Source organism: Quyinboa mangrovi (assembly GCF_042219825.1).
In the GTDB taxonomy this organism is placed as follows: Bacteria; Bacteroidota; Bacteroidia; order Bacteroidales; family UBA5342; genus JBHJHP01.
In genome coordinates this window covers 481,689-506,278 of sequence record NZ_JBHJHQ010000004.1, presented here as the reverse complement: position 1 = coordinate 506,278, position 24,590 = coordinate 481,689, and the positions used below count along the sequence as shown (strand labels likewise).

Here is a 24,590-nt window from a genome sequence, read left to right as displayed (position 1 = left end):
TGAATTAATTTTAACATCCATGAAGCAGGGTTATCAGTTTGAACTGGAATTAGCTGTACGCGATTACGAATGTGATTTTCAGGGAATAGTTAACAACTCCATTTATCTGAATTATCTGGAACACACACGGCATGAGTTTATTAAAACCGTTGGACTTGACATCATGAAATTGCATGAGGAAGGTATCGATATGGTTGTGGCCCGTTTGGAAATGGCATTCCAAGCACCCCTGAAAAGTGGTGATAAATTTTTGTCGTGCCTGAATTTCAAAAAAGAAGGATTAAAATATTTGTTTCAGCAGGAAATATTCAGATTGCCTGATATGAAACGTGCTATAAAAGCCACAGTAACCGGAGTAGCTATGGTCAACGGAAAATTATCGAATGTTGATAAAATTGAGAAGATATTGCAAGGGCATCAGGCCGGCTGATGCTCCTTACGTAATAAATCGTTCACTTCCTTCACCGGATTAAACGTTGCTACCGGAACTTCCACAAAAATGGTACTCCAGTATGCCATAGCTCCGTTCCATAAACCCGGTAATTCCAGCGCTTTCAAATCTTTTCCGTCTTTTGACTTATAAGAAATAAATCCGGTTTCAGGATCCTTGTATTTCCTGAGATCATATTTTGAACCATCTGCTTTTTTCACGCTGCAAATCAAATCAACCGGATTAAAATGAGTTGCTCCGGCAATCATTTTCTTAACATCTTCATCATCCGCATCCAGCTGACTCATTTCAGCAATCTGCAACGACTGGTTTCCTTCGGCATCAACCACCCAATATGGTCCACCTCCGGGTTCTCCTTCATTTTTAACCATGCCGCAAACCCTTATCGGTCTGTCAAGTTTTTGTTTCAACAGGTCAACTTTTGCATTGAAATCCAGTTGATCAAATCCGTCGCTAAATCTGAAAAAGAGTTCTGATTCAATAAAGTTTTTAACCTCTGTAATCAGTTCTTCATTAGGCTGATTTAATTGTTCAAGGTAATCGAACACCTTATTCCTGACATCCATTAAAATTCCGGCAAGCGCTTTTTTATATGTAATGGTTGGTTCTTTAAAGTGATCCGGAACCACATTGTCAATATTTTTAATAAAGATGATATCTGCATCCAGTTCGTTCAGGTTTTCGAGCAGTGCCCCATGTCCCCCCGGACGGAATAACAGTGTACCATCCTCGTTCCGAAATAAGGTATTGTCCATATTTACAGCAACAGTATCTGTGGAAGGTTTCTGAACTGAATACGAAATATCAAACTTCACTCCCAGTTCCTTTTCGTACTGAAGCTGAATCTTTTTCTGCAGCTTATTAAAAGCCACCATGTGCTCCTCAGACACTGTAAAATGCAGATTTACAATCTTATTGGTCTGTTTTGAATACATGGCACCTTCAACCAGATGTTCCTCAAAAGCTGTGCGGGCTCCATTCTCATATTTATGGAATTTAAGTAGTCCTTTGGGCAACACGCCATATCCCATGCCACTTTTATCCAGAAGACGGGATACCATCTTTTTAAAATAATTCCCATCGTCAATATCCATATCTTCCAGGTAATCCGACAGATCTTCAAAGAATGCAAAATCCTCCACTTTCTTAAAGAAATTCTTCACGGATTCTCTTTCGGGGTATTGCTCCTGTTTATTCAGAAAATAAAACAAATCTTTAAACATTCTGGAAGCTGCTCCTGAAGCAGGAACAAATTTAACTACAGAAATACCTTTCTTAAGTGCCTTTTCCCAATCCTCAATTTTTTCTGAGGTACTTTTCAAAAACAAAATGCCATTATCTATGGTCGCAGGTTCCTTAATATTTAAAAATGGAATACCACGTTTAAACGTTTCTACCTGATCTTCTACAACAGCCGGTTCTATCCCCTTATTTCCTAGCTGTTCCAAATCCTTTTCTGTAAACATCTCGTTCTTCAATTTTGCGTAAAGATACTTAAATACGATACATTTTAAAAAAATGCAGCCATGTTTATTTATACTCTGGGCAGCATGACAAATACATTTTTTGTATCATTGCAGCGCATGAATAATTTGACGCAAAGAAATAGAAGATATAATGATTATCCGTCATTTTCCAGAAAATATTTTGGAGAACGGGTACAAAAGGTTTCGATCAATGCTGGCTTTACCTGTCCTAACAGGGACGGAAAGACCGGGTACGGTGGATGTACATATTGTAATAATCAGAGTTTTAATCCTGAATACTGCTCTGAAGAACGATCAATCACAGAGCAAATAGAACAGGGTATCCGTTTTTTCGATCACAAGTATAAAACCCAAAAATACCTTGCCTATTTTCAGGCTTACACCAACACGTATGAGCCTATTGAAAAACTCGTTGCCAAATATGAAGAAGCATTGCATCACCCGAAAGTTATCGGACTGGTTATCGGCACCCGGCCCGATTGCATCTCAAATGAACTGCTGACTTATTTCAATACACTTCAAAACACATATTATGTAACTGTTGAATATGGCATTGAGTCAACACTGGATTCAACCCTTGAATTCATAAACCGGGGGCATAATTACCAAAACACTGTTGATGCAATAAATATGACTTCAAAAGCAGGCATTCATACGGGTGCTCACCTCATTTTGGGTCTGCCTAAGGAATCACGGGAAGATATTCTGGGTCATGCCAAACGAATATCAAAATTACCACTGCACACGATAAAACTACACCAACTCCAGTTGATAAAAGGAACAAAGATGGCTCATCAGTATAAAGAACATCCTGAGTGGTTCACATTTTATTCTGCCGATGAATATATTGATCTGGCCATTGATTTTTTGGAGTATCTGAATCCTGAGTTCATCGTTGAACGTTTTATCAGCCAGTCGCCAACAGAACTGCTGGTGAATAAAATATGGGGACTAAAAAACTTTGAGTTCGTGCATAAACTTGAAAAAAGACTGAAAGACAGAGATACCTGGCAGGGAAGATATTTTTAAGTTACATTAATCTTATATCCGATAACGTCTCGAATACCGTACATCCTGATTGTAATAAAATCTCCTTGTTTTGGTGCCCGCAGGCCACAAATACAGTTTTAATACCTATGGAATCTGCAACTTCATAATCATGATAAGTATCACCAATCCAGACCACTTCGTCGGGGCTTAATCCACTTTGCTCAAGAATAAGATTTCCTAAATGAGCTTTTCCTCCTCCGTAATGATCATCTATTCCAAGAACGACATCAAAATACTGCTCAAGTTTATAATCCATGATCATGCGATTCAATTTGCTATGTTCCATTGCCGAAACAATAAACTGTTTCAGATTCTGTTCCCGCATTTTATTCAACACAAAAACCGCATCACCAAAGAGCTCAAGCCTATGCATATTCTGCCAGTAAGTCTCCATATATTCCATCGCAACCAGTTCCCACTTTTCAGATGTAAAATCAAAACCAATTGTCTCGTAATAATTTTTAACAGGAAAAGTAAACACCTTTTTATAGTGCTCCTCTGTCAATAGGTTCAAGTCCCGTTTTACAAGAAGTTCATTAATGCAACCTATAGAATATGCCACATCATTCAATAAGGTACCATTCCAGTCCCATATGATGCCTTTTATTTTTTTAGAACTATTTTTGAATATCATGGAATAAAATTGAATGCCCGGATGTCTAAACGTTGTAAAATTAATAAATTTAAAAAAATGAAGAAGCTAACATTATTTTTAAGTGCTGTGATCATGTTATCTCTTTCTGCAACAACATCTATGGCTCAATATGGTGGCGGACAACGTAATGGTGGTCAGCAAGGTCAGCAAGGCCAACAGGGACAAAGACAGAGGATGTCGTATGCAGAACGTCAGGAGCAACGTCTTACACAGTTAACCAAAGATCTCTCCCTGACTGAAGATCAGGTTACAAAAGCAAAAGAACTGAACAAAAAGTACGACAAGAAAATGACGGACATGCGCAACCAGGCAACAACGCCTGAAGAACGTCAGGCACAACGTGGAAAATTCCGTGAAATAATGACCCAATATGATACGGAATTCAAAGCGCTTTTAACGGACGAACAAAAAACCAAGTATGACAAAATACAGGAAGAAAGAAGGCAACGATTTAACAGACAAGGGCCTCCAAACGGAGAAAGACCTCAAAGAGGTAACAGAACGAATTAATTAAGGGTTTTTTTCATATTTCAAAAAAGGCTGCATCGCAAGGTGCAGCTTTTTTATTCATCTGAAAAGTGAACCAAAACTTTTCGGTAAGCATTAAAAATTTTTGATTTCGACACAAATCCCAGATAAACACCATTATCGTCCACTACCGGCAGATTCCATGCACCCGTCTTTTCAAATACATTCATCACCTCCTCCATTGTCTGATTTATGCTAATAACAGCAGGTGGTACAATCATCAGTTTCTTTACCTTGAATACGTCATATTTTTCGGGCCGAAACATGATATTGCGAATATCATCAAGAAGAACGATTCCAACCAGCTTCTGTTCGTGATCAACCACAGGATAAATATTACGTTTGGATGAAGAAATAACCTTTATAATATCTCCAAGTGTCCAGTCCTGGTATGCCTTCTCAAAGTCTGTCTCAATAACACTATTCAGTTTCATCAACGTCAGAACAGTTTTATCCTTATGGTGTGTCAGTAACTGTCCACGTTGCGCCAGCCTCTTGTGGTATATACTATGCGACTCGAAATATTTGATGGTGATATATGAAAACAGAGACGTTATCATTAAGGGGATAAACAATTCATAGCCGTCCGTTATCTCCGCAATCAGGAAGATTGCTGTTAACGGAGCATGCATTACACCGGTCATCATCCCGGCCATGCCAACAAGCGTAAAATTACTCTCGGGGAGCATAACCCCGAAATGTCCAAAGATAAACGCAAAGGTGAACCCAGCTACACCACCTAAAAATAAAGAAGGTGCAAATATACCACCTACTCCTCCGGCACCTGTTGTTACACTGGTTGCCACGACTTTAAATGTCACAATCAATAAAAGGTAAACTGCAAACAAATAAAAGTTTCCCTGAATTCCGGTGAAAATACTGCCATTCAGCACAGCACCGCTTTCTCCGTGAAGCAAAGAACGAATTGTTGTATATCCTTCTCCGTATAAAGAAGGAAAGAAGAAGATAAGCACACTCAGTATAGCCCCTCCAATCAACAGTCGATGCATTTGCGTCTTGAATTTATCCAGCCATGATTCAATAAACATTACCCCCCTTGAAAAGTAGAGCGAGATGAATCCTGAAAAAACGCCCAGAAAGATAAAAAAAGGTATCGTCCAGAGTTCAAAACTATCAATAAGTTCAAAATTAAATAATACTTCGTCTCCCATTAAAAAGTTTGCAAACGAAGCTGCTGTTACAGCAGAAATCAACAATGGTATAAGCGAAGCCATAGTAAGGTCCAGCATCAACACCTCCAGTGTGAATACCATACCAGCCATCGGCGCCTTAAAGATACCGGCAATAGCTCCGGCTGAACCACAACCAATCAAAACGATCAGTGATTTGTGATCGAGATTAAAAAAACGACCGATATTTGAACCCAGTGAAGCTCCGGTTAAAACGATCGGGGCCTCTGCTCCTACCGATCCTCCAAATCCAATGGTAAACGTACTTGCAATTATAGAAGACCAGGAATTATGCGGCTTTATACGCCCTTTTTTATTGGAAATAGCAAATAGAATTTTTGATACACCATGCCCTATATTGTCCTTCACAAAATACTTAATAAACAACACCGTTAAAAGGATCCCGAGAATTGGGAAAAGTAACAACAGATAATTCCCCTTATCTGATGAGAAATGTTCAATAAGTAAATGATGGGTGTAATGAACTGTAGTCTTTAAAACAAATGCAGCAAGTCCACTTAATAGCCCTACAATAAAACTGATGATGTATAATTTATTTTCAGTCGATAATCTGCGGAAATTCTGAAGCGATCTGATGATGTACGCTTTAGCCATTTTAATTTATTATTTGGGCTGCGAAGTTACAATAATCAATATGATTAAGAAAACGATTTAAACAAAAAAAGAGGTACATTTCTGCACCTCTTTTTAATCTCTTCCGGCAAGCCTATTTTTTGGGAATGCTTGCCTTATATGTTTCGTATGCTTTGATCTGATCATTCATATTTGAGATTGCACTCTTGGCAATGGTATTACTCGGATCGATTTCCAGTGTTTTCTCAAAACCAGTTTTAGCTTTATCCCACAAAGCCAGAGCATCTTTCATTTTAGAAAGGTAAATTCCTGCATCGCCACTACCTGCAGCTGTTACAGCAATTTCATTGGCTTTATTATAAGGATCCTGAGCCTGAATATTGTAGTACTTCGCTACATAATCACGAAATTTTGAATAATACTTACTGTTTGGATAATCTGATAAAATCTTTTTAAGCGTTTCAATCTCCTTTACCTGATCACCTTTGTCACTGTATATTTTTGAAATATAATACAACGAAAGATCAGGCTTATAATTTTTTGTGATGCATTCGTTGAAATACTTTTCAGCTTTATCATATTGTTTTGCCTTAAAAGCACTGTTAGCCAGATTATATAAGGTTGTATTATCGTCAGCGACTCCATCCTCGTTGGTTGCAAAATACGCTTCATATTTTGTAACTGCATCCGCATAGTGCTTCGTCCTTAAAGCCTCGTTTCCTGCATTTTTTAGTTCAGCTGCACTCTCCTGTGCAAACATGCCAAGTGAAAAGACCAAAAATGTCAATATTACCCCAATTTTTTTCATTTTCAATTATATTTATTTGTTATACACTTAGTTATTTCAATTTACAAGCCGCTAAAATAATCTTTTTTGTTAAAACGACAATGTCATCATTTAAAATTAGATTGTTTTATATAATTATGTCAGAAATTATTCAACAACCATGCCAAAATCATTCCACATTATATAACGATCTATTGATCAAAAGGTTGTATGCATTCATTATTTTTAATAAAATACTGTTACGTACTTTGAACCCGATTCCATCTATAAAAGTTACCGGCAAAACCTTTGGTGATGTACCGGTAATAAAACATGCGTCGTATCTGTGAATTTCATTATAACCAATATTACCCTCCGTTACACAGATGTTCTCTCTCCTGCAAAGTTCAATCACTTTATTCCTGGTCACCCCTGATAATACATCTTTCGATTCAGGTGTAACCACTTCTTCTCCTTTTATAAAAAACAGGTTGGTTCTGCTCCCTTCTGTCAGATTACCTAATTCATTTATCAAAAGCACTTCGTACACATTTTGATTTTCCAAGATATGATCCACTTTCAATTTTAAATCGTGATGAACCACTTTCACTGCAGGATCTTCTCTTATTGATTCCAAAGTAACAGTTTTTACCCCGGTATTATAAATCGCAGGCTCAGGATAAAACGATGGAATAAATCCAATTATCACATTAATGGATTCCGAAATAAACACGTCTAACCTGATATTCATATATCGGAACATATTCTGACGGATAAGTATGGAAATTAACTCAGGAAAGTTGATTTCCGAAAACGGAGCATTGACCTCCTTTGCCCTGAGAGAATTCACTAAGCGATTAAAATGATCTTCCCAAAAGAGAATTTTCCCATCTATAATTCGGATAACCTCATAAATATTTTGTCCTTCCATGTATTCTTCCAGACAGGAAGATATATCAGTAAGTTTTCCGTTTAGGAAAATTTTATGGCCTGTATACCGTAACATATGTTTTGATTAATATCCAAAGATATATAAATTGATTCTGAATAACCTGTTTTCAGTTGATTTGAAGGACAGCAAAACAGGACGAATATGATTTTTATTTACATTTGGTGTCCCCATTAAAAACACAAAAAGGAATTTATCATGATGAACAACGTTGGAGAAAAAATCAATGAGATCAGAAAAATAAAAGGACTTAGCATAGAAGACCTTGCAGAAAGGGCAGGCTTGTTGGTTGAGCAGATAAAACATATTGAGGCAGATGAAATTTTACCGTCTTTAAGCCCGCTTATTAAAATTGCCCGTGTTTTAGGTGTTCGTTTAGGTACTTTTCTTGACGATGAAGACCGTATTGGTCCTGTTATTTCGCGCAAGGAAGACCATATAAAATCTATTAGCTTTTCAAATGACAATATCAGTGCAAGAAAAGAAATGGATTTTTTCTCGTTGGCAGGAAATAAATCAGGCCGGCATATGGAACCTTTCCTTATCAACGTAACAGCCAGTGAATCGAAAGAATTTATTTCTTCATCACACGAAGGTGAAGAATTTTTATATGTCCTGAGTGGAAGTGTTTCTGTAAATTATGGCAAAGAAACTTTTGTTCTGAACCAGGGCGATTCAATTTATTACGATTCAATTGTGAAGCACCATGTGAGTGCAGGGAATGAAGATGCCATTTTGCTGGCTGTAGTTTATGCACCTTTTTAAGTTACTGTTATGTATTTGCTAGAACATACGCTGGGAACAGCACTTGAAAATATTGTTAAAAAAACACCCGATAAGGATTTTATCATCTATCCGGACCGTAATCTCCGGTTCTCTTACAAAACATTTGACGACAGGGTAAATAAGCTGGCCAAGGGCTTGCTGACCATCGGGATTAAAAAAGGTGATCATGTAGGTATCTGGGCAACCAATGTCCCTGACTGGCTCACATTTTTATTTGCCACAGCTAAAATCGGATCCGTATTGGTAACCATTAACACAAGTTACAAAGTACATGAACTGGAATACCTTATAAAAAATGCGGACTTAAAAGCACTTTGTCTCATTGACGGCTGGCGCGACAGTGATTACGTTGGCATGGTAAATGAACTGATTCCGGAATTAAAGATTATGGAACGTGGTCAGCTCAAATCCCAAAAATTTCCGGTACTCGAACATGTGGTATTTATAGGTCAGGAGAAACACAGGGGAATGTACAATACACCCGAACTTTTATTGCTTGGAGAACATGTAAATAACGATGAACTGAATGCTATAAAAAACTCGCTGAATAGTCATGAAGTCATTAATATGCAATACACCTCAGGGACAACAGGTTTTCCGAAAGGTGTCATGCTGACGCACCATAACATTCTGAATAACGGTTATTACATCGGAGAATGTCAAAAATTTACTTCTGAGGAGATACTCTGTCTGCCGGTTCCGCTGTTCCATTGTTTCGGCATTGTACTGGGCGTGTTAGCGTTGCTGTCACACGGAGGTACGCTGGCAATTATTGAAAGTTTTGATCCATTAATGGTTCTGGCATCGGTTCAAAAAGAAAAATGCACGGCACTTTACGGAGTTCCAACCATGTTTATTGCAGAACTTAACCACCCCATGTTTGATATGTTTGATCTTTCATCATTACGAACCGGAATTATGGCGGGATCGCCCTGCCCGATGGATGTGATGAAGAAAGTAGTGGAGAAAATGCACATGAATGAGGTAACCATTGCATATGGTTTAACCGAAGGCTCCCCTGTTATGACCCAGACCCGGACCGATGATCCGTTGGATGCAAGAGTATCCACTGTAGGCAAAGAGCTCCCTGCTATAGAAGTTAAAGTGGTTAATCCTGAAACCGGAGAGGAATGTGCTCCTGATGAACAGGGAGAAGTCTGCTGTAGAGGCTATAATATTATGAAAGGGTATTACAACAACGAAGCAGCAACTAAAGAAGCTATTGACAATGAAGGCTGGTTGCATTCAGGAGATTTAGGACTAAAAACCAACGAAGGATATTTTAAAATTACAGGTCGTATTAAAGATATGATCATCCGGGGTGGTGAAAATATTTATCCCCGCGAAATAGAAGAGTTTCTCTATGGCATGCCAGGAATTCGTGATGTACAGGTTGCCGGTGTCCCATCACCCAAATATGGCGAGCAGGTTGGGGCGTTCATTATATTGGATGAAAACAGCAGCCTGACTGAAAGTGATGTGATGGATTATTGCCGTGGAAAAATTGCGCGATTTAAAATCCCAAAATATGTATTTTTTGTATCAGGTTATCCCATGACTGCCAGCGGAAAAATTCAGAAATACAAGCTTGGGGAACAGGGACTTGAAATGCTTAAAGAAAAAGGAATAGAGATCATTTAACTAACAACTGATAAGGCTATTTAGCGGGGGCACGATCAATATCGTACTCCCGCTTTTAGTCTTTAATAGCTTATATTGAAAACAGCACCTGCCTTTACCCATCTTCCGGGCTGAATAACATTAGCCACATCCATGTATTGCGCATCAAAAATATTGGAAGCCTCCACAAACAGTTTTAACCATTCATGTTGCCAGTAAACCTTGGCACTGACCAGCCAAAACGGATCGTAGGAAGTTGTCTGATACATCACATTACCCTCTGCGTCCTTACCCAGGTATTTCTGATAAGTCCCTGCCCTGTCCTGCCACGATGCATTCCATTCGGCAAATAGGTGACTTACGATTGAATGATTCAGCGTTAGCGTAAATTTATGTTTTAAATAATCCAGCACATATTTGGAATCGTAATTCTGTTCTACCTTGTCAGAGTTCAGGTATGAATAGCTCACTCCCATCCTTTTAACGAACCAATTTGAACCGGTCATCTGCGCAATATTTAAACGGGTAGCCGTTTCAATACCAAATGTATTGACCTGAGTGTAATTGGTGGTTGTATATTTTTCGTTTCCGGGCAACTGAACCCAGTCAATCAGATTGGTTCCCTGGCGATAAAATGCAGTTATGTGCGAAGCAATGCCGTTTTTATGGTATTTAAAACCACCTTCATAACTCCAGGCAGTTTCCGGTTTCAGATCAGGATTACCCAAATTTGTTGGTCCGTTATAAAACAGGTCTGTAAATGTAGGCATGCGCAAAGAACGATTTACAGAACCTTTAATCCTGAAACCATTCAGCAGCTCATAGCTAATGTCAAGCCCCGGATAAAACGAAAACTTGTTATTCCAGGCATCTGAACCAAACGCCATAACCGCTGCCGTAACAAACAGTGGTCCTGTACGGAACTGGTGTTCGGCAAAAACACTGTAATTCGTGCGTTGATACGATTTATAATAAAATGCATCGTATCCGGGCACCTTAACTGTATCGGGGGTATTGCCAAGTGTATTGCTCAGTGAATTTTCATTCCGGATCTCAGCACCAAGAGAAGTTTTTCCAACATTGGAATAATAGGTCGTGTTGACACGGGCACCATACACATCGCTTTTATGAAAATTATACGGATACACATCCGGCTTGTCTCTGAACAATTCAAAACGATCACGCGAGTTTCTGTAGTAGACTACCGGTGAAAGCTTCAGTTTGGTTCCGGTGGTAAATTTCAGACTTGCCACGCTTGTTTTCACTTCTTCATACTGATCCGGATAAACCGGTGTATAAAAACTGTTAGCTCCAAAGCCATTATCCGTGTAACCAGCCTGCCATTCGAATGAACCAAAATCCAGATCAAGGCCACCATGATAATAAATATTCTTCTTTTTGAAATCGGTGTTACTAATATAGCCATCACTGCCTTTCTCTCCAGCTGCAATCTGATGATGTGTTGCCGAATTATGAAACGCTATGCTCAGGTTTCCTTCGAAGAATCCGTATTCCCCGGCTGAACCATAAAGTTGAATCTTATTCATATTGGCTGAACCGGTAATAATATTGATAGCACCACTAAAGGCATTGGCCCCCAGGTGTCGTGCCCCGGCTCCCTGCAATACTTCAATCCGGTCAACCTGGTTCAGGTCAATGGGAAGATTCATCATATTGTGCCCTGTCTGGGGATCAGAGATATTTACACCGTTCAGCAGTACCATTACCTGATCGTAAGATCCACCACGAATGCTTACATCAGACTGAACACCATTTACTCCACGTTGCCGTACGTCTACATTAAGTGCAAATTCAAGCAGGTCGGCAATGCTATTGACCGGCGACGCCTGAATCTCGTCTTTTGTAATTACGGTAACAACCCTAGCAACTTCAGATTGAAGTTCAGGTGTGGCATCGGCACTCACAACCACTTCTTCCAGATCCACCTTATCGTTGGTGCGAATGGTATCGGTTTGAGCCGAAGTTTGCTGCATGCCTAAAGTTAAAAAGGCACTCACGCTTAAAACGCCAATTTTTATCTCTTTATGCAGTGTATTATAAACTGCAAATGCTTTGCGGCTCCATTTCTTAAATAGCAGCGCGCGTTTAGTTGGTAAATGTTTAAAATGCATAATTAACCTGTTTGAATTTGCGCAGCAAAGATACGAAAAGGCTTAAATGTTGGAATTCTAAATAAGAGAATGATAAAAATACGGAACATGAATTCGCTTCCTCAATCATACAGGATTAAAGTAAAAATGTTTGAAATTCGTTTGACAGATCGAAAAATCAGTAATTTATGACGATTTTCTGCCATTTCCGATCTTCTTAAATTAGTATTTTCGTGGCGTTTTAATATGGAATCCAACATACAAGAGGAATGAGATATAAACCTTTAAATTATTTATTCATAAGCCGCTTGTCGGTTATTACTTTACTTCTGTTGATACAACACCTGGCGAAAGCTCAGGATCTAAATGAAGGACTGATACTAAGCTATACGTTTGAGAACATATCCGGATCAACAATAACAGATGACTCAGGCAATGGAAATGATGGTACAATGCAGGGCGGTGCAACCGTTTTTACAGGCAAAACCGGAAAAGGGGTTATCTGTAATAAAAATGGTGATTACATCGAGGCTCCGGATAATATCAATGCAGGGATGACCTCCTTCACCTTTGCCTCCTGGGTAAGGCTGCTCTCAAGACAGGATGCCACCCGTTTTTTTGACTGGGGAACTGGAACAGACGGGACTAATAATTTTATTGCATTTATTCCAAGTTATGGTTCCGACGATGGATATATGAACCTTAGATTCAGACCGGCTTCCGGTACCGCATTAAACATTATGTCGACCGAAAAATGCCCGACTCTGTCCTGGGCGCATGTAGCCGTAACCTACAACTGGGATGGATCAAAAGGCTCTGTCAAAATGTATCTGAACGGAAATACTGTGGCACAGACATCAAATCTATCCTATAACATTGCTTCATGGTTGGGAACAACCACAGATAATTATTTTGGCTATTCTCGCTGGACACAGGATTTAAATGGCTTTAGAGGCATATTTGATGATATCAGAGTTTACAACAGGGCTCTCAGTGATGAGGAGATATTGATGCTGACAGGACTGGACGAACTTTATGCTCAATACGATCAACTTGACCTGGGAGACCTTTCGGGTGTAACCGGTAACCTTACCTTACCAACAACACTTGGTGATAAAGGTGTAACCGTTACCTGGACATCATCGCAGCCAACGGTCATTGCCGTTGACGGAACTGTTATCCGCCCGGATTATTTCAATTCCAATGTTGTGTTGACAGCAACCGTAAAACTCGGCTCCATCTCCAAAACCAAAACATTCAATGCAACCGTTCTGGCGAATTCAGGAACTGAATTTAAAAGTGATCTTCTTGTTCGTTACGATTTCTCCAACCTGGATGGTTCCACTGTGACAGATATTGCTGAAAAAGGCTTTTCCGGAACACTTAAAAATACTGCCAAAGTGGTCACCATGGGGACGGAATCTACGGGCATTTTTAATGTGCTTAGTCTTGGAAATTCAACCGGTTATTTTGATATGGGAAGTGATATGGGACAAGTAGTGAGCCGATTAAATGAATATACCATTTCAGCTTATTTCAGGATTGATGATTCATATTCCGGACTTGATAATAACGGTAATTTTCTGTGGAACCTGTCCAATACAGCAGATGCTATGTCCTATGCAAACGGATACATCATATGTAGCCTTAAGGATCAGAGTTTGAGTATTTCTCCCGGCAACTATACCGAAGCATCCGGCAATCAGGATGTAGGTTACAGCAAAAATGCGCTGAAAGGTAACTGGCACAATCTTACCTTCACACAGCAGGGAACTGCGGGAACTATTTATATTGACGGTATTGCAGTGGCAAAGGACAAGATCACAAATCTGCCTACAACAACCCTAATAAAATCCGGTATTACAGGAACTCTGTATAACTGGTTAGGTCGTTCCTGTTATACTTCAGATGTGTATCTGAGAAATACCCTGATTTATGATTTTCGTATCTACAGCAGGGCCCTGGATCAGGACGAAATAGCAAAAACAAAAATAAATGTCAGCGATAACCTTACCATGCTCGAAAAAGCTTATGCTGCCAATATCGATGATAGCAAAACGGCAGAAACAACCATTACTGACATGATCCGGTTACCCAAAGCAGGCTATCTTGAAATTGTAAAAAATGATAACTCAGTGGTCAGCCTGAAATTGGATGCCATCAGTCATTTTACTGCAAACGATAATTCTACAATATTTGATTTTACCTCCGGATCAAATAACACCTTTGCAAATTCCGACATTCGCAAAATAACATTCGCACAGTGGGCTACTGCTTTGAATGAACCCGAATTAAGCAGTAATCTGGTTGTTTATCCAATCCCGGCAACCGACAGGCTGCATGTAATAGCTACAAATTCCGAATCAGACATTTTAACTATATTTTCCCTTACCGGCCGGCAGGTTTTGAGCCGGGATACAAAAGAAGCACAGGCAGGAATTGATATAAGCAGGCTACCTGAAGGGGTATATATTTTAAAATGTGGTAGAAACGTTGCAAAATTTACAAAACAATGAAGAAAGGACTTTTAATTATATTGACAATATTTCTGTTTCTTGGCTCTGTTGCGGCACAGAACCTTACACTGAACATTTATAAAATCAACAAAACGGTGCAGCGTTATGCTTTGTCAAACCTCGACAGTGTTCAGGTTGATGAAGCCAACAACAATATCCTGGTTCATCTGAAAGACGGAAATATTACAGCCCTAAGTATTTCGGAGATTGATAGCATGACGTATTCTGAAGGGACATTTAGTGTTCCAACCGTAGAACTGGTATCGGCAGATTATGAATACAAACTGGATAAAATTATCTGCAAACTTAATGTTACAGATGGCGGCTGTGCAATTCTTGAACGAGGCCTGTGCTGGTCAAAAACAAACCCAAGTCCAACAGTGGAAGATAATAAATTCAGTAGCGGGACCAATGCAGGAAAACTGTACGCATCTACCACGGGTTTAACTCTGGGATCAACCTATTATGTAAGACCCTATGTGACAAACTGTATGGGAACAACTTATGGAGATGTTAAAAAGATACAGACACTCATGGGGAATGTGACATATACAATTGATATTGACAAAAACCAGTTCCCTGAATATTATGCACTTATAAAAGAAGCACTGGACAGCGCCTGTTATTACTACAACCGGTATACCGAATTCAAAGCGAATATACATGTATATTACAGTTCGGGCATTCCCACTGCACAGGCCAACTATCATGGAAGCATAGGTTATGGCCCCAATACAACTTATATGTGGGTTGGAACTACCATGCATGAAATGGCACATTATTTTGGATCCGGAACATCCAATGCCTACTGGAACAATATGGTTAATGGAGTATGGCAGGGACCGGTTGCAAAAGCCTTGTGCCAGCAGTTGACAGGGCAGGAATTACATGGGGATAACACGCATTTCTGGCCTTTGGGTATCAACTACAGATCAGAAGTGAGTTCTGCAACGGATCTGATTAATCACGCAAAACTGGTTCAGGCAATGCTGGTTGTGGACGGTGGTGTTCCAACGAGCTGGTAGTTGCCAGAAGTTACAATATCTAAATCCCGGCAAAACCGGGATTTTTTGTATTAAATAACCGTTATCAACATACCTGCTCACGGACGGGAACATATTACGGCTCCTCAGTATGCTGATTTTCTTTAATGGATGCGTTAATTTTTTTTGTAACTTGTACACCATTAAATTACCTGATATGAAAAAGATTGATGTTATAGATTTAGTCCTGAAACTGTTTGGAATAAAGATTTTTGTTGGTGCACTATTACTGATAAAAGATATCGTTAATTTCTCACAGATTTTTAATAACAGTAACAACCACATGACCGCAATAGGAGGAATTATTGGATATTTTATGGCATTCCTTGTGTTAGTATTTATTAGTTATGTGCTTGTGTTCAAAACAAATTTCTTCACAAAACTGATCATCAAAAACGATACAGAAATTAATTTTACTCCTGGTACAAATTATGTGGAATTGTTGCATCTGTCCCTTATCATTATGGGACTTGTCATTGTAGTATTCCGCTTACCTGCCTTTATTGCAGCTGTTGCAGAAATAATAAAGTATGTATTGGGCAATATGAGCCAGCCTTCACACTTATTGTTCCAGCAGATTGGGACATTGATACTGTATATTTTTGGATATATTTTAATAACCAGTTCCAGATCATTGGCGGAAAGGATATTACGGATCAGCCGAAAAGAAAACATGTAGTAATAACCCAAGCAGAATCCTAAAACATATAGTATGAAGAAAATCTATACACTGATTGCAGTTTTTATTCTGTTTATGACCAGTTGCATCCATTTCTCCTACAGAAAAAATACTTCAATGAAGGAGAAGGATGGACATCTGATCTCCGAAACCTTGACCATAAAGGAGGCCAGCTTTTATAACCAGGTCATTATATCACGTGACACAGTAGTGAGAATCATGGAAAAAATAAGTGATGATTCTAAGTCTAAATCAACGTTTAACAATCATTTGTTTTTTCAGCAATCTCTGAAAAACCGTATTATAGCTACCCAGAAAACACATGATAATAGCACCTTAAAACTTATTGCCACATCGGATAGAGACACAATTGTCAGAATTATTGCGGTACAGAATATCACTGACCAATCTGTTTTGAAGGATGTGATGATGGTTGAACAGTGTGAAACTGTTAAAAAACTGGCATTGTCTAAAGTCAACAGTTCCCAAACTCTTAATAAAATAGCATTATTCAATCCTGATCCGGACAACCGCTTAGCCGCAGTAAAACAGGTGAACAACAGCATGTACCTGAAGCACATTGCCTACTTTGAGAAAAATCCGGCAATTCGAAAACTGGCTGTGGAAAAACTGAATAATGAAGAATACTTAAAACATGTAGCATATTTTGAAAAGGATCCGGAAATACGGAAAATTGCAGTACAAAAAATCAACAATGATTATTATTTAAAGCATGTGGCCTATTTTGACAAAATGGAGGATATCAGATACCTGGCCACAGAGAAAATTAATGATCCGGCAACTTTGTTTCATATTTCCGTGTACGATAAATCGGCACGAGTCCGTCATCTGGCAACTAAAAAAATAAACTGACATATATGATTTCAGAATTTGAACTGGTAGTAAATGGCATACAGGCACAACTTGAAAAGTGGGAAACAAGACTTTTGTCTCTGCAGGATGATTTAATTTGCAACAGAAGAAACAGTCAGAACCGAAATATCAAACAGATACTGGGCCACATGATTGATTCTGCATCCAATAATACACACCGCATTATACACCTGCAATACCGTGAAAATCCACTGGAGTTTCCGAATTATGCCACACACGGCAATAACGACCGCTGGATTGCGATACAAAATTATGAAGAAGAAGATTGGTTCAACCTGGTTCAGTTGTGGAAATATACCCATCTCCACCTGGCTCATATAATAGAAAACGTTAACCCTGAAAAGTTGGAAAATGTTTGGATTGCAGGCAAAGCTGATGAAATGGTTTCATTAAAAGAAATGATTCCTGACTTTTTGCGCCATATGCATCTGCATATGGATGAGATTACAGAACTTTTAGAAAAATAGACAGTTGATCTCTAATTCACCGGAACTATGTCGAAACACACTAAAATATTACTGCTTATATGCTCTGTGTTGTTAAGTACTGCAATATATGCACAGGAATGGGCTCCCGTAGGTGCCACATGGCATTACTCCGAAGATTACTTTGATTCATTTCCGCTACTGGAAGGCTTTATTAAATTTGAGGTTGAAAAGGACACTGTTTTTATGGGGATAATGTGCAAAAAAATAACAAAACACCATAAGATTCATTGCAACGACAGACCTGACATTGAATATATGTTTGAAAGAAATGATTCTATTTTTTTCTGGGATCCCAGTTTTAATGAATTCCAGTTGTTATATGACTTTAGTGCAACGCAGAATGATTCATGGCAATTTAAGGTTTTACATGATTCCGGAGATGATGTAGATACTGTAAGAATTCACGTAGATTCAATTAAAACCTTAACTATAAACGATAATGCTCTTAAAGAATTACACGTGACTTACAAAAGAATCTCTTATAATGGCGAGGATGAATCTTACCCTTATCAATCTAAAATAATAGAACGTCTTGGGGATATTCATTATATGTTTAACTACATTCCATTCGGGGCCGAAGCTTGTGATGCAAATATGAGCAAAGGTCTCCGGTGTTATTCCGATGGTGTGATTGGCGCCTATGAAACAGGTATAGCAGATTCGTGCGAAGCTACAATAGTATGGAAAGACGATAAAATTAATGTCCCCAAGCCTGAAGATACGCCGGATGTTGTCCTCAATCCATCAGAAAGAATACTAACACTGAAAAACCTTAATAACACCAAAGCGCACTTCAATATTTATAATCTTTCAGGTAAAGTTGTTCAAACCGGAAGTACAGCATCCAGTGTGATAGATATATGTAATCTACATCATGGGTTATACCTGATCATCCTGTATGACACGGATAATTCAATAGTGATAAGAAGTAAATTTGTGATAACAGATTTTTAGTATCTGAAGCAATTTAATATATTCTTTAATTGTAATTTTCTAATTTCAGAGGTAACTCAAACCTCGAATATATTTAGGATATGAGCCCCTTTTTCACCAATAAAAAACTACCTTTTTCTTTCTGATTTTAATTTTTATGTCACAAACCTCCAATTATAAATACTGTCTATCAAATACTTACACAAGTATCGTAATTTTTATTTAGATTTTATACAAAAAGTACACTTTCGACTAAGGGATTTTTTAAAAAGGATGTCATAATAGAAACTGTAAATCACTAATTATGATAACCCGAGTAACCCGTAGATTAATAACCGTGCTATTTGTGTTGGTAGTGTTGTTGGGCGCGTTTCTGCTCTACTCCACGGTTATAAGCTGGAATTTGTTTTCTGTGATTGTGTTTTGGTTCTTTATAGTTCCTGCATTATCACACTTTTCGGCTAAGATAATGACCCGTAAAAGAGGCAACCTGGCCACGGCCATTAATGGATGCCTGCTCTTCTACACAACAGTTGGTGTACTTATTTATTTCAATTATGAGACATCGTTCTTACGATTGATTTTAATGAGTCTGATACCGGCAATGGTAATTATTTACTTACTTAATGAAAAAGAAGTTAATTTAAACTCATAACCTTTCTACATTCAAACAGGCGTTAATTCTCTATGTAATTACCCAAAATCTGATCCCTCTCAGCCCCAATGAGAGGGATCTTTTTTTATATATTTCCATTAAGAACCCCCAGTTCAAAATTTATTTTATATTTTTAATTCCTGAAATGACCTGTTCCTGTTTTATGCAATGAATCTGAAAAAAATAAAGTATATGTAAAGCTGCTTTTTACAGACAGAACCGTAAATCGTTACAGACAATCACGGCAAAGTATTGGAAATTAATAACACTTTTTACATATGAGAATGATTCGTTCACATTTTTAAAGTAACCGCTAAAAACATTATTTTTATTTATAACAGACCCATACATATGAAACAATTACTAAGTGGAATTCTACTTTTTATAAATATATATAGCTTTTCACAGGAAAATCAGGTAAAAATAACCCTGGAATCGGATAGCATTATCACAACCGACTGGATCAAACTGAATGAATTTCCAACATTATTCAAGCCATATGTAAGGATTGATAATCCATCCGGTTTAAAGATTAAATTGCAGGATATCAGAAGCTATAAAGGCTACGATCAGGAAGGGAACTTCAGACAGCTATCCAAAATAAATTTGAATAAAAAAGGTAAATTCAGGTATACAGAACTGACATTTAAAACCGATTCAACCGATAAGGTGAAAATTTATCATAACAATTTTACGTTTGGATTAGAACACAGAACCAGCAATGAACGATTAACACAATATCAGTTCAACGATGATCAAATTAAAAAACTGAACTATAATAACATAATGCAGGATTTTTCCGAATCAGGATATTCAAGCAAATATTTAACACAGGTAAAAAACATAAAAATACTTCAGTACGCATCGCTTTCCATTGCAACAGGATTGTTAGGTTATTACATATTCAATAATCAGAAAGCAAATAAAAACGGATTTATGGATAATGACATGATTCTTTTTACTGCAGGAATTCTCTATGTTGTACCATTTACCCTGGAAAAACCTAAAAAGAAAAAACTGATTGAATCGTTGAAAAACTATAACTAAATGCGAGAATTTATGAAGATAAACGATAAACTTGTACCATAATCTTCGACCTGTCCCTTCCCAATTTCTTTACAAAAAGATGAAATAGTTCTCATAATTTTTAATTTTACCTTTTTAAAAAATCTGGAAATTAGCATGAGGAATTATTTTATTACTTCCTTTTTATTTATACTACAGTTTTCATTCTCATTAAATACTAAATTGTATTTTGACAATATTACAACAGAGAATGGCCTGACTGATAATTATGTAAACTGTATTCTTCAGGACAATGAAGGCTGGATTTGGATTGGCACAGCATTGGGCATTCAAAAATTTGACGGCGTTAAGTTCAAAGAGTACGGGATTTACACAGATGATTCAACTTATGTGAAAAATTTTTTAATCCGGAATTTCTTTGAAAGCAGAAATCATACCCTTTACGGATGCATTGAAGATTATGGGTTGGTAAAATACAACAAACAAAAGGATATTTTTGAAAGGCTTATATTAAATAACAAATCTGTACTTACTGATGGTTCAGTTAAAGATTTAGTTGAGGATAAGGACAGCAACTTATGGGCAGCAACAAAAACGGGAATCTGGAAAATTGATTTTACAGAATCAGTATTACAAAATTATTCTCAGGGAAAAATATCTGCAGAAAATTCAATTTCGGACAATTATGTCAGAACTTTGTCCCTTGAGAACGATACGATCTTATGGATCGGAACACGATCCGGCCTGGATCAGCTTAATTTAAAGTCTCAAATCATTACAAACTATTCAACTATCAACCCAGATTTACATGATGAAATCTTTGAGATTACGGTTGATACACGGCAGAGAAAATGGATCGGGACCGGAGAAAAAGGTCTTATTATGATTGATAATAAAAATCCAGGAGGCATAAGATTTCAATTCAATGATAAACAGGAAAGAAATAACACGGTAAGATCAATTCTACAAACAAAGGATGGAAATTTTTGGATTGGAACCAGGGGTGGATTATATTATTTTGACGATGCAACCCACAAACTTCAATTGTATCAAAACGATCTTTTAGAAGAAAAATCACTGGTTCATAATTCCATTGTAAACATCTTTATGGATCAGAAAGGTGACATATGGATTGGAACCAGAGGTGGTCTCAGTTACTTGTCGATGGGGAAACAGGTATTTAAAACCTATAAAGCGCTACCGGATAATAATAAATATTTAAACAACAGTGAAATATATTGTTTTTGGGTAGATCCCTCCGGAAAAATATGGTCTGGCACCGAAAATGGCGGAGTTAATATCCTTAATGTCAAAACAGGCACCTTTTCTTATTTAACAACGGAAAATAAGAAGATAAGCAATAATTGCGTTAAAGCCATTCAACCTTTTAAGAACAGTATCTTAATAGGAACATTTAATGGTGGTTTAAACATTTATGACCAAAATAAGGGTAGATCAAAAGTCCTGATGCATAATGCCAGCGATCCTAACAGCATTTCGAATAATATCGTTTGGGACATCGAAATCGATCATAAAAACAACATATGGGTTGCCACGGCAAGCGGCCTGGACCGGTTTGATCCGGTAACAGAAACCTTTAAACATTTTCCGCAGTTCGATGATATGGTCAACGGTGTTTCATGGATCGGCATTGACAAAGACAATGACTTATGGTTGGGATCTGAAGTTATTAAAATATACAGACCTGGCTTTGGGATCATAAATACATTTAAAGAAAATGCCAGGGGATTCTATGTAGACAGTAACGGTCGTATTTGGATTATGACCATAAACAGAGGAGTTGTAGCCTATGATAAGATTAATGGAGAAATTAAAAATTACACCGAAAATGATGGATTATCGAGTAACCTGACGTATTGTATGCTTGAAGACAACACCAATAATTTATGGATAAGTACGGTCAATGGTCTTTCATGTTTTGATACCAAAAATAAAATATTTCATAACTATTACCGGATCGATGGATTACAGGGTGATCAGTTTCATTATGGCGCATCGTATAAAACCAATGAAGGAAACTTAATATTTGGTGGAATTAACGGGTTCAACATTTTTAACCCCTCAGATATTAAAGAAAATACATTTAAACCACCTGTTTATATAACCGACTTCAAAATATACAATAAATCATTTGAGAACAAGGAAATTTTATCGGATTCAACAGCAGACATAAATATACCCTTTGACTCCAGGTTTCTGACATTTGAATTTGTCGCACTAAATTATACAAACAGTTCCAAAAACCGATACAGATATCAGCTCGAAGGATTTGATAATGAGTGGTCGGAAATAACAGAAAACAGAAGTGCCACATATACCAATCTCGATCCCGGTGACTATACATTCAGAGTTATTGCCAGTAACAACAAAAATACATGGAATACAACGGGAGCATCTCTTAAACTAACAATAAAACCGCCCTATTACAAAACCACGTGGTTTTATATTACAGCAACACTTGTGCTGGCCCTAATTATTTTCTTGAGTTTCAGGTATATTTTTAAAGTACTTGAATTACGTAAAAGCCTGGAATATGAAAAGAAAGAGGCACAACGATTACATGAACTTGATGCCCTTAAACTTCAGTTTTTTACGAATATTTCGCACGAAATAAAAACACCATTAACCTTAATTATAAGTCCTTTGGAAAGGATTATGCATTTTGATTTTAAAGACTCCGTAATACGAGAGAATCTGCTGTTGATGCATAAAAATGCCCGCCATTTAATGAATCTGATAACACAACTGCTGGATTACAGAAAACTTGAATCAGGCATGCTAATGGTGAATTACAAAAAAGGTGACATCATTCAATTCTCACGGGATTTGTTTAATTCATTCAGGAACCTGATGGATGAATCGGAGCTTACATATCGGTTTATAAGCGTAAAAGACACATTGATAACAGATTTTGATCCCGATAAGCTAAAAAAGATCCTGGACAATGTGCTGTCTAATGCAATTAAATATAACAGACGAGGAGGAAGTATTAGCTTCATCATTTCCGTTATTCTTAATAATGATCCTAATGAGGATATATATGATCAGTATCTTCAATTTGTGATTAAAGATACAGGGATAGGCATTCCTGAAAAAAACCTGGAAAATATTTTTAACCGCTTCTTTTCTGGTCAACATGAAAACTCTACCAGTTCAGGCATAGGTCTTGCATTCACAAAAGAACTTATTAAATTATTGAATGGACGGATTATGGTTGAAAGTGAAGAAGGGAAAGGCACAACCTTTACGATATTAATCCCGCTAAGGGAGGAACCATTAATAATTGAAGAAAATGTACCTGTAGAGAACGTGAATCAGTCTTCACAGCTTTCCTTTGAGGAAAATAAATCAGATGACCGGAAAATTATTCTGATAGTTGAAGATAATAATGATGTCAGATCATTTTTAAAATCACATTTCGAAAAAATGTACAGGGTATACCAGGCTGCAAATGGGAAGAACGGTCTGGATATAGCCATTCAAACCATTCCCGATATAATCATATCAGATGTTATGATGCCCGGACTGAAAGGGAATGAGTTGTGTGATATTCTGAAGAAAGATGAAAGAACATCTCATATCCCCATCATTCTTTTGACTGCCCTATCCTCCAAGGAGAGTGTTTTAGAGGGATTAATGAAAGGTGCGGATGATTATATTCCTAAGCCGTTTGACATATCTATCTTACAGACAAAAATTGAAAATTTGTTGGCATTACGTGAATCACTCAGAGAAAAATATTCCAGAGAGATGGTATTAAAGCCAACCACCGTTAAGATTGAATCGCCTGATGAGAAATTTATTCAGAAAGCCCTTAAAATAGTTGAAGAAAATATTGATAATCCGGATCTGGACATAGAATTATTTATGAATGAAATGTCAATAAGCCGGATGCAACTTTACAGAAAACTGTCTGCCCTGACAAATATGACAGTTAAAGAATTTATTAACGATATTCGACTTAAAAGAGCCCACCAGCTTTTGACCGAAAGCAATCTTTCGGTGACAGAAATTGCATATGCATGCGGTTTCAGCGATGCTTCTTATTTTGGAAAATGTATCCGGAAGAAATACAACATGAGCGCCAGTGAAATAAAAAAACGGAACAGTAAATAACGCTAAAAAAAATATTCGTTTTACTCCATTTC

Annotated in this window: 20 protein-coding genes; 14 read left to right on the top strand and 6 right to left on the bottom strand. The window is 37.5% G+C overall.

The annotated features are described in order from the left end of the window. The first annotated feature begins 19 nt into the window (after window positions 1-19). On the top strand, window positions 20-430 hold the full coding sequence (locus ACE1ET_RS10825) for an acyl-CoA thioesterase (protein WP_375728420.1): 411 nt from the start codon (window positions 20-22) through the stop codon (window positions 428-430). On the opposite strand, the gene ACE1ET_RS10820 is transcribed toward ACE1ET_RS10825, so the two are convergent. Beyond that, the gene (locus tag ACE1ET_RS10820; RefSeq protein ID WP_375728419.1) at window positions 418-1,917 is read right to left on the bottom strand and encodes a DUF4301 family protein; all 1,500 of its coding nucleotides are present in this window, start codon (window positions 1,915-1,917) and stop codon (window positions 418-420) included. The two genes, ACE1ET_RS10825 and ACE1ET_RS10820, sit on opposite strands and share 13 nt — an antisense overlap. 60 nt (window positions 1,918-1,977) lie before the next feature. Here ACE1ET_RS10820 and mnmL point away from each other — a divergent pair, with 60 nt between their 5' ends. Beyond that, window positions 1,978-2,967, top strand: a complete 990-nt coding sequence (mnmL, locus tag ACE1ET_RS10815; RefSeq protein WP_375728418.1) for a tRNA modification radical SAM protein MnmL/YtqA — start codon at window positions 1,978-1,980, stop codon at window positions 2,965-2,967. 1 nt (window position 2,968) lies between these two features. Here mnmL and ACE1ET_RS10810 read toward each other — a convergent pair whose 3' ends face one another. After that, a complete protein-coding gene (locus tag ACE1ET_RS10810) occupies window positions 2,969-3,622 on the bottom strand; it encodes an HAD family hydrolase (RefSeq protein ID WP_375728417.1) in 654 nt (217 codons plus the stop codon). 57 nt (window positions 3,623-3,679) lie between these two features. Here ACE1ET_RS10810 and ACE1ET_RS10805 point away from each other — a divergent pair, with 57 nt between their 5' ends. Continuing rightward, entirely contained in the window at window positions 3,680-4,153 is a 474-nt protein-coding gene (locus ACE1ET_RS10805) for a Spy/CpxP family protein refolding chaperone (RefSeq protein WP_375728416.1), read from the top strand. A 53-nt stretch (window positions 4,154-4,206) separates the two neighbouring features. On the opposite strand, the gene ACE1ET_RS10800 is transcribed toward ACE1ET_RS10805, so the two are convergent. From ACE1ET_RS10800 to ACE1ET_RS10790, 3 genes are all read right to left on the bottom strand, one after another. Continuing rightward, on the bottom strand, window positions 4,207-5,976 hold the full coding sequence (locus ACE1ET_RS10800; RefSeq protein ID WP_375728415.1) for a chloride channel protein: 1,770 nt from the start codon (window positions 5,974-5,976) through the stop codon (window positions 4,207-4,209). A gap of 112 nt (window positions 5,977-6,088) precedes the next feature. Then, window positions 6,089-6,763 (bottom strand): tetratricopeptide repeat protein, encoded by a 675-nt coding sequence (locus ACE1ET_RS10795; RefSeq protein ID WP_375728414.1) that lies wholly within the window; start codon window positions 6,761-6,763, stop codon window positions 6,089-6,091. 148 nt (window positions 6,764-6,911) lie between these two features. After that, on the bottom strand, window positions 6,912-7,727 hold the full coding sequence (locus ACE1ET_RS10790) for an aminotransferase class IV (protein WP_375728413.1): 816 nt from the start codon (window positions 7,725-7,727) through the stop codon (window positions 6,912-6,914). Between the two features lie 141 nt (window positions 7,728-7,868). Between ACE1ET_RS10790 and ACE1ET_RS10785 the strand changes: the two genes are divergently transcribed. Together ACE1ET_RS10785 and ACE1ET_RS10780 are read left to right on the top strand one after the other, a co-directional pair. Further along, entirely contained in the window at window positions 7,869-8,435 is a 567-nt protein-coding gene (locus ACE1ET_RS10785; protein ID WP_375728412.1) for a helix-turn-helix domain-containing protein, read from the top strand. A gap of 9 nt (window positions 8,436-8,444) precedes the next feature. Next, complete coding sequence (locus tag ACE1ET_RS10780; protein WP_375728411.1) at window positions 8,445-10,097, top strand: AMP-binding protein; 1,653 nt, start codon at window positions 8,445-8,447, stop codon at window positions 10,095-10,097. A 62-nt stretch (window positions 10,098-10,159) separates the two neighbouring features. On the opposite strand, the gene ACE1ET_RS10775 is transcribed toward ACE1ET_RS10780, so the two are convergent. Further along, on the bottom strand, window positions 10,160-12,208 hold the full coding sequence (locus ACE1ET_RS10775; protein ID WP_375728410.1) for a TonB-dependent receptor plug domain-containing protein: 2,049 nt from the start codon (window positions 12,206-12,208) through the stop codon (window positions 10,160-10,162). Window positions 12,209-12,456: 248 nt separating this feature from the next. On the opposite strand from ACE1ET_RS10775, the gene ACE1ET_RS10770 reads away from it, so the two are divergent. The 9 genes from ACE1ET_RS10770 to ACE1ET_RS10730 all read left to right on the top strand — a co-directional run bounded on the left by ACE1ET_RS10770 (window position 12,457) and on the right by ACE1ET_RS10730 (window position 24,558). Next, complete coding sequence (locus ACE1ET_RS10770) at window positions 12,457-14,703, top strand: LamG-like jellyroll fold domain-containing protein (protein ID WP_375728409.1); 2,247 nt, start codon at window positions 12,457-12,459, stop codon at window positions 14,701-14,703. Beyond that, the gene (locus ACE1ET_RS10765; RefSeq protein ID WP_375728408.1) at window positions 14,700-15,728 is read left to right on the top strand and encodes a hypothetical protein; all 1,029 of its coding nucleotides are present in this window, start codon (window positions 14,700-14,702) and stop codon (window positions 15,726-15,728) included. Before ACE1ET_RS10770 ends, ACE1ET_RS10765 begins: the two co-directional genes overlap by 4 nt. A 175-nt stretch (window positions 15,729-15,903) precedes the next feature. Then, on the top strand, window positions 15,904-16,425 hold the full coding sequence (locus ACE1ET_RS10760; protein ID WP_375728407.1) for a hypothetical protein: 522 nt from the start codon (window positions 15,904-15,906) through the stop codon (window positions 16,423-16,425). Between the two features lie 33 nt (window positions 16,426-16,458). Further along, entirely contained in the window at window positions 16,459-17,298 is an 840-nt protein-coding gene (locus ACE1ET_RS10755) for a hypothetical protein (protein WP_375728406.1), read from the top strand. A gap of 5 nt (window positions 17,299-17,303) precedes the next feature. Then, entirely contained in the window at window positions 17,304-17,786 is a 483-nt protein-coding gene (locus ACE1ET_RS10750) for a hypothetical protein (RefSeq protein WP_375728405.1), read from the top strand. 27 nt (window positions 17,787-17,813) lie between these two features. Next, the gene (locus ACE1ET_RS10745) at window positions 17,814-18,761 is read left to right on the top strand and encodes a T9SS type A sorting domain-containing protein (RefSeq protein WP_375728404.1); all 948 of its coding nucleotides are present in this window, start codon (window positions 17,814-17,816) and stop codon (window positions 18,759-18,761) included. A gap of 283 nt (window positions 18,762-19,044) precedes the next feature. Next, on the top strand, window positions 19,045-19,395 hold the full coding sequence (locus ACE1ET_RS10740; protein ID WP_375728403.1) for a hypothetical protein: 351 nt from the start codon (window positions 19,045-19,047) through the stop codon (window positions 19,393-19,395). Window positions 19,396-19,746: 351 nt separating this feature from the next. Beyond that, entirely contained in the window at window positions 19,747-20,442 is a 696-nt protein-coding gene (locus ACE1ET_RS10735) for a hypothetical protein (protein ID WP_375728402.1), read from the top strand. A gap of 135 nt (window positions 20,443-20,577) precedes the next feature. Then, a complete protein-coding gene (locus ACE1ET_RS10730; RefSeq protein WP_375728401.1) occupies window positions 20,578-24,558 on the top strand; it encodes a hybrid sensor histidine kinase/response regulator transcription factor in 3,981 nt (1,326 codons plus the stop codon). The last annotated feature ends 32 nt before the right edge of the window (window positions 24,559-24,590 follow it).

Bases quoted from the DNA above. Each gene is read 5' to 3' on its own strand.
- ACE1ET_RS10825 (WP_375728420.1), top strand. From the start codon at position 20: ATGAAGCAGGGTTATCAGTTTGAACTGGAATTAGCTGTACGCGATTAC.
- ACE1ET_RS10820 (WP_375728419.1), bottom strand. From the start codon at position 1,917: ATGTTTACAGAAAAGGATTTGGAACAGCTAGGAAATAAGGGGATAGAA.
- mnmL (WP_375728418.1), top strand. From the start codon at position 1,978: ATGTTTATTTATACTCTGGGCAGCATGACAAATACATTTTTTGTATCA.
- ACE1ET_RS10810 (WP_375728417.1), bottom strand. From the start codon at position 3,622: ATGATATTCAAAAATAGTTCTAAAAAAATAAAAGGCATCATATGGGAC.
- ACE1ET_RS10805 (WP_375728416.1), top strand. From the start codon at position 3,680: ATGAAGAAGCTAACATTATTTTTAAGTGCTGTGATCATGTTATCTCTT.
- ACE1ET_RS10800 (WP_375728415.1), bottom strand. From the start codon at position 5,976: ATGGCTAAAGCGTACATCATCAGATCGCTTCAGAATTTCCGCAGATTA.
- ACE1ET_RS10795 (WP_375728414.1), bottom strand. From the start codon at position 6,763: ATGAAAAAAATTGGGGTAATATTGACATTTTTGGTCTTTTCACTTGGC.
- ACE1ET_RS10790 (WP_375728413.1), bottom strand. From the start codon at position 7,727: ATGTTACGGTATACAGGCCATAAAATTTTCCTAAACGGAAAACTTACT.
- ACE1ET_RS10785 (WP_375728412.1), top strand. From the start codon at position 7,869: ATGATGAACAACGTTGGAGAAAAAATCAATGAGATCAGAAAAATAAAA.
- ACE1ET_RS10780 (WP_375728411.1), top strand. From the start codon at position 8,445: ATGTATTTGCTAGAACATACGCTGGGAACAGCACTTGAAAATATTGTT.
- ACE1ET_RS10775 (WP_375728410.1), bottom strand. From the start codon at position 12,208: ATGCATTTTAAACATTTACCAACTAAACGCGCGCTGCTATTTAAGAAA.
- ACE1ET_RS10770 (WP_375728409.1), top strand. From the start codon at position 12,457: ATGAGATATAAACCTTTAAATTATTTATTCATAAGCCGCTTGTCGGTT.
- ACE1ET_RS10765 (WP_375728408.1), top strand. From the start codon at position 14,700: ATGAAGAAAGGACTTTTAATTATATTGACAATATTTCTGTTTCTTGGC.
- ACE1ET_RS10760 (WP_375728407.1), top strand. From the start codon at position 15,904: ATGAAAAAGATTGATGTTATAGATTTAGTCCTGAAACTGTTTGGAATA.
- ACE1ET_RS10755 (WP_375728406.1), top strand. From the start codon at position 16,459: ATGAAGAAAATCTATACACTGATTGCAGTTTTTATTCTGTTTATGACC.
- ACE1ET_RS10750 (WP_375728405.1), top strand. From the start codon at position 17,304: ATGATTTCAGAATTTGAACTGGTAGTAAATGGCATACAGGCACAACTT.
- ACE1ET_RS10745 (WP_375728404.1), top strand. From the start codon at position 17,814: ATGTCGAAACACACTAAAATATTACTGCTTATATGCTCTGTGTTGTTA.
- ACE1ET_RS10740 (WP_375728403.1), top strand. From the start codon at position 19,045: ATGATAACCCGAGTAACCCGTAGATTAATAACCGTGCTATTTGTGTTG.
- ACE1ET_RS10735 (WP_375728402.1), top strand. From the start codon at position 19,747: ATGAAACAATTACTAAGTGGAATTCTACTTTTTATAAATATATATAGC.
- ACE1ET_RS10730 (WP_375728401.1), top strand. From the start codon at position 20,578: ATGAGGAATTATTTTATTACTTCCTTTTTATTTATACTACAGTTTTCA.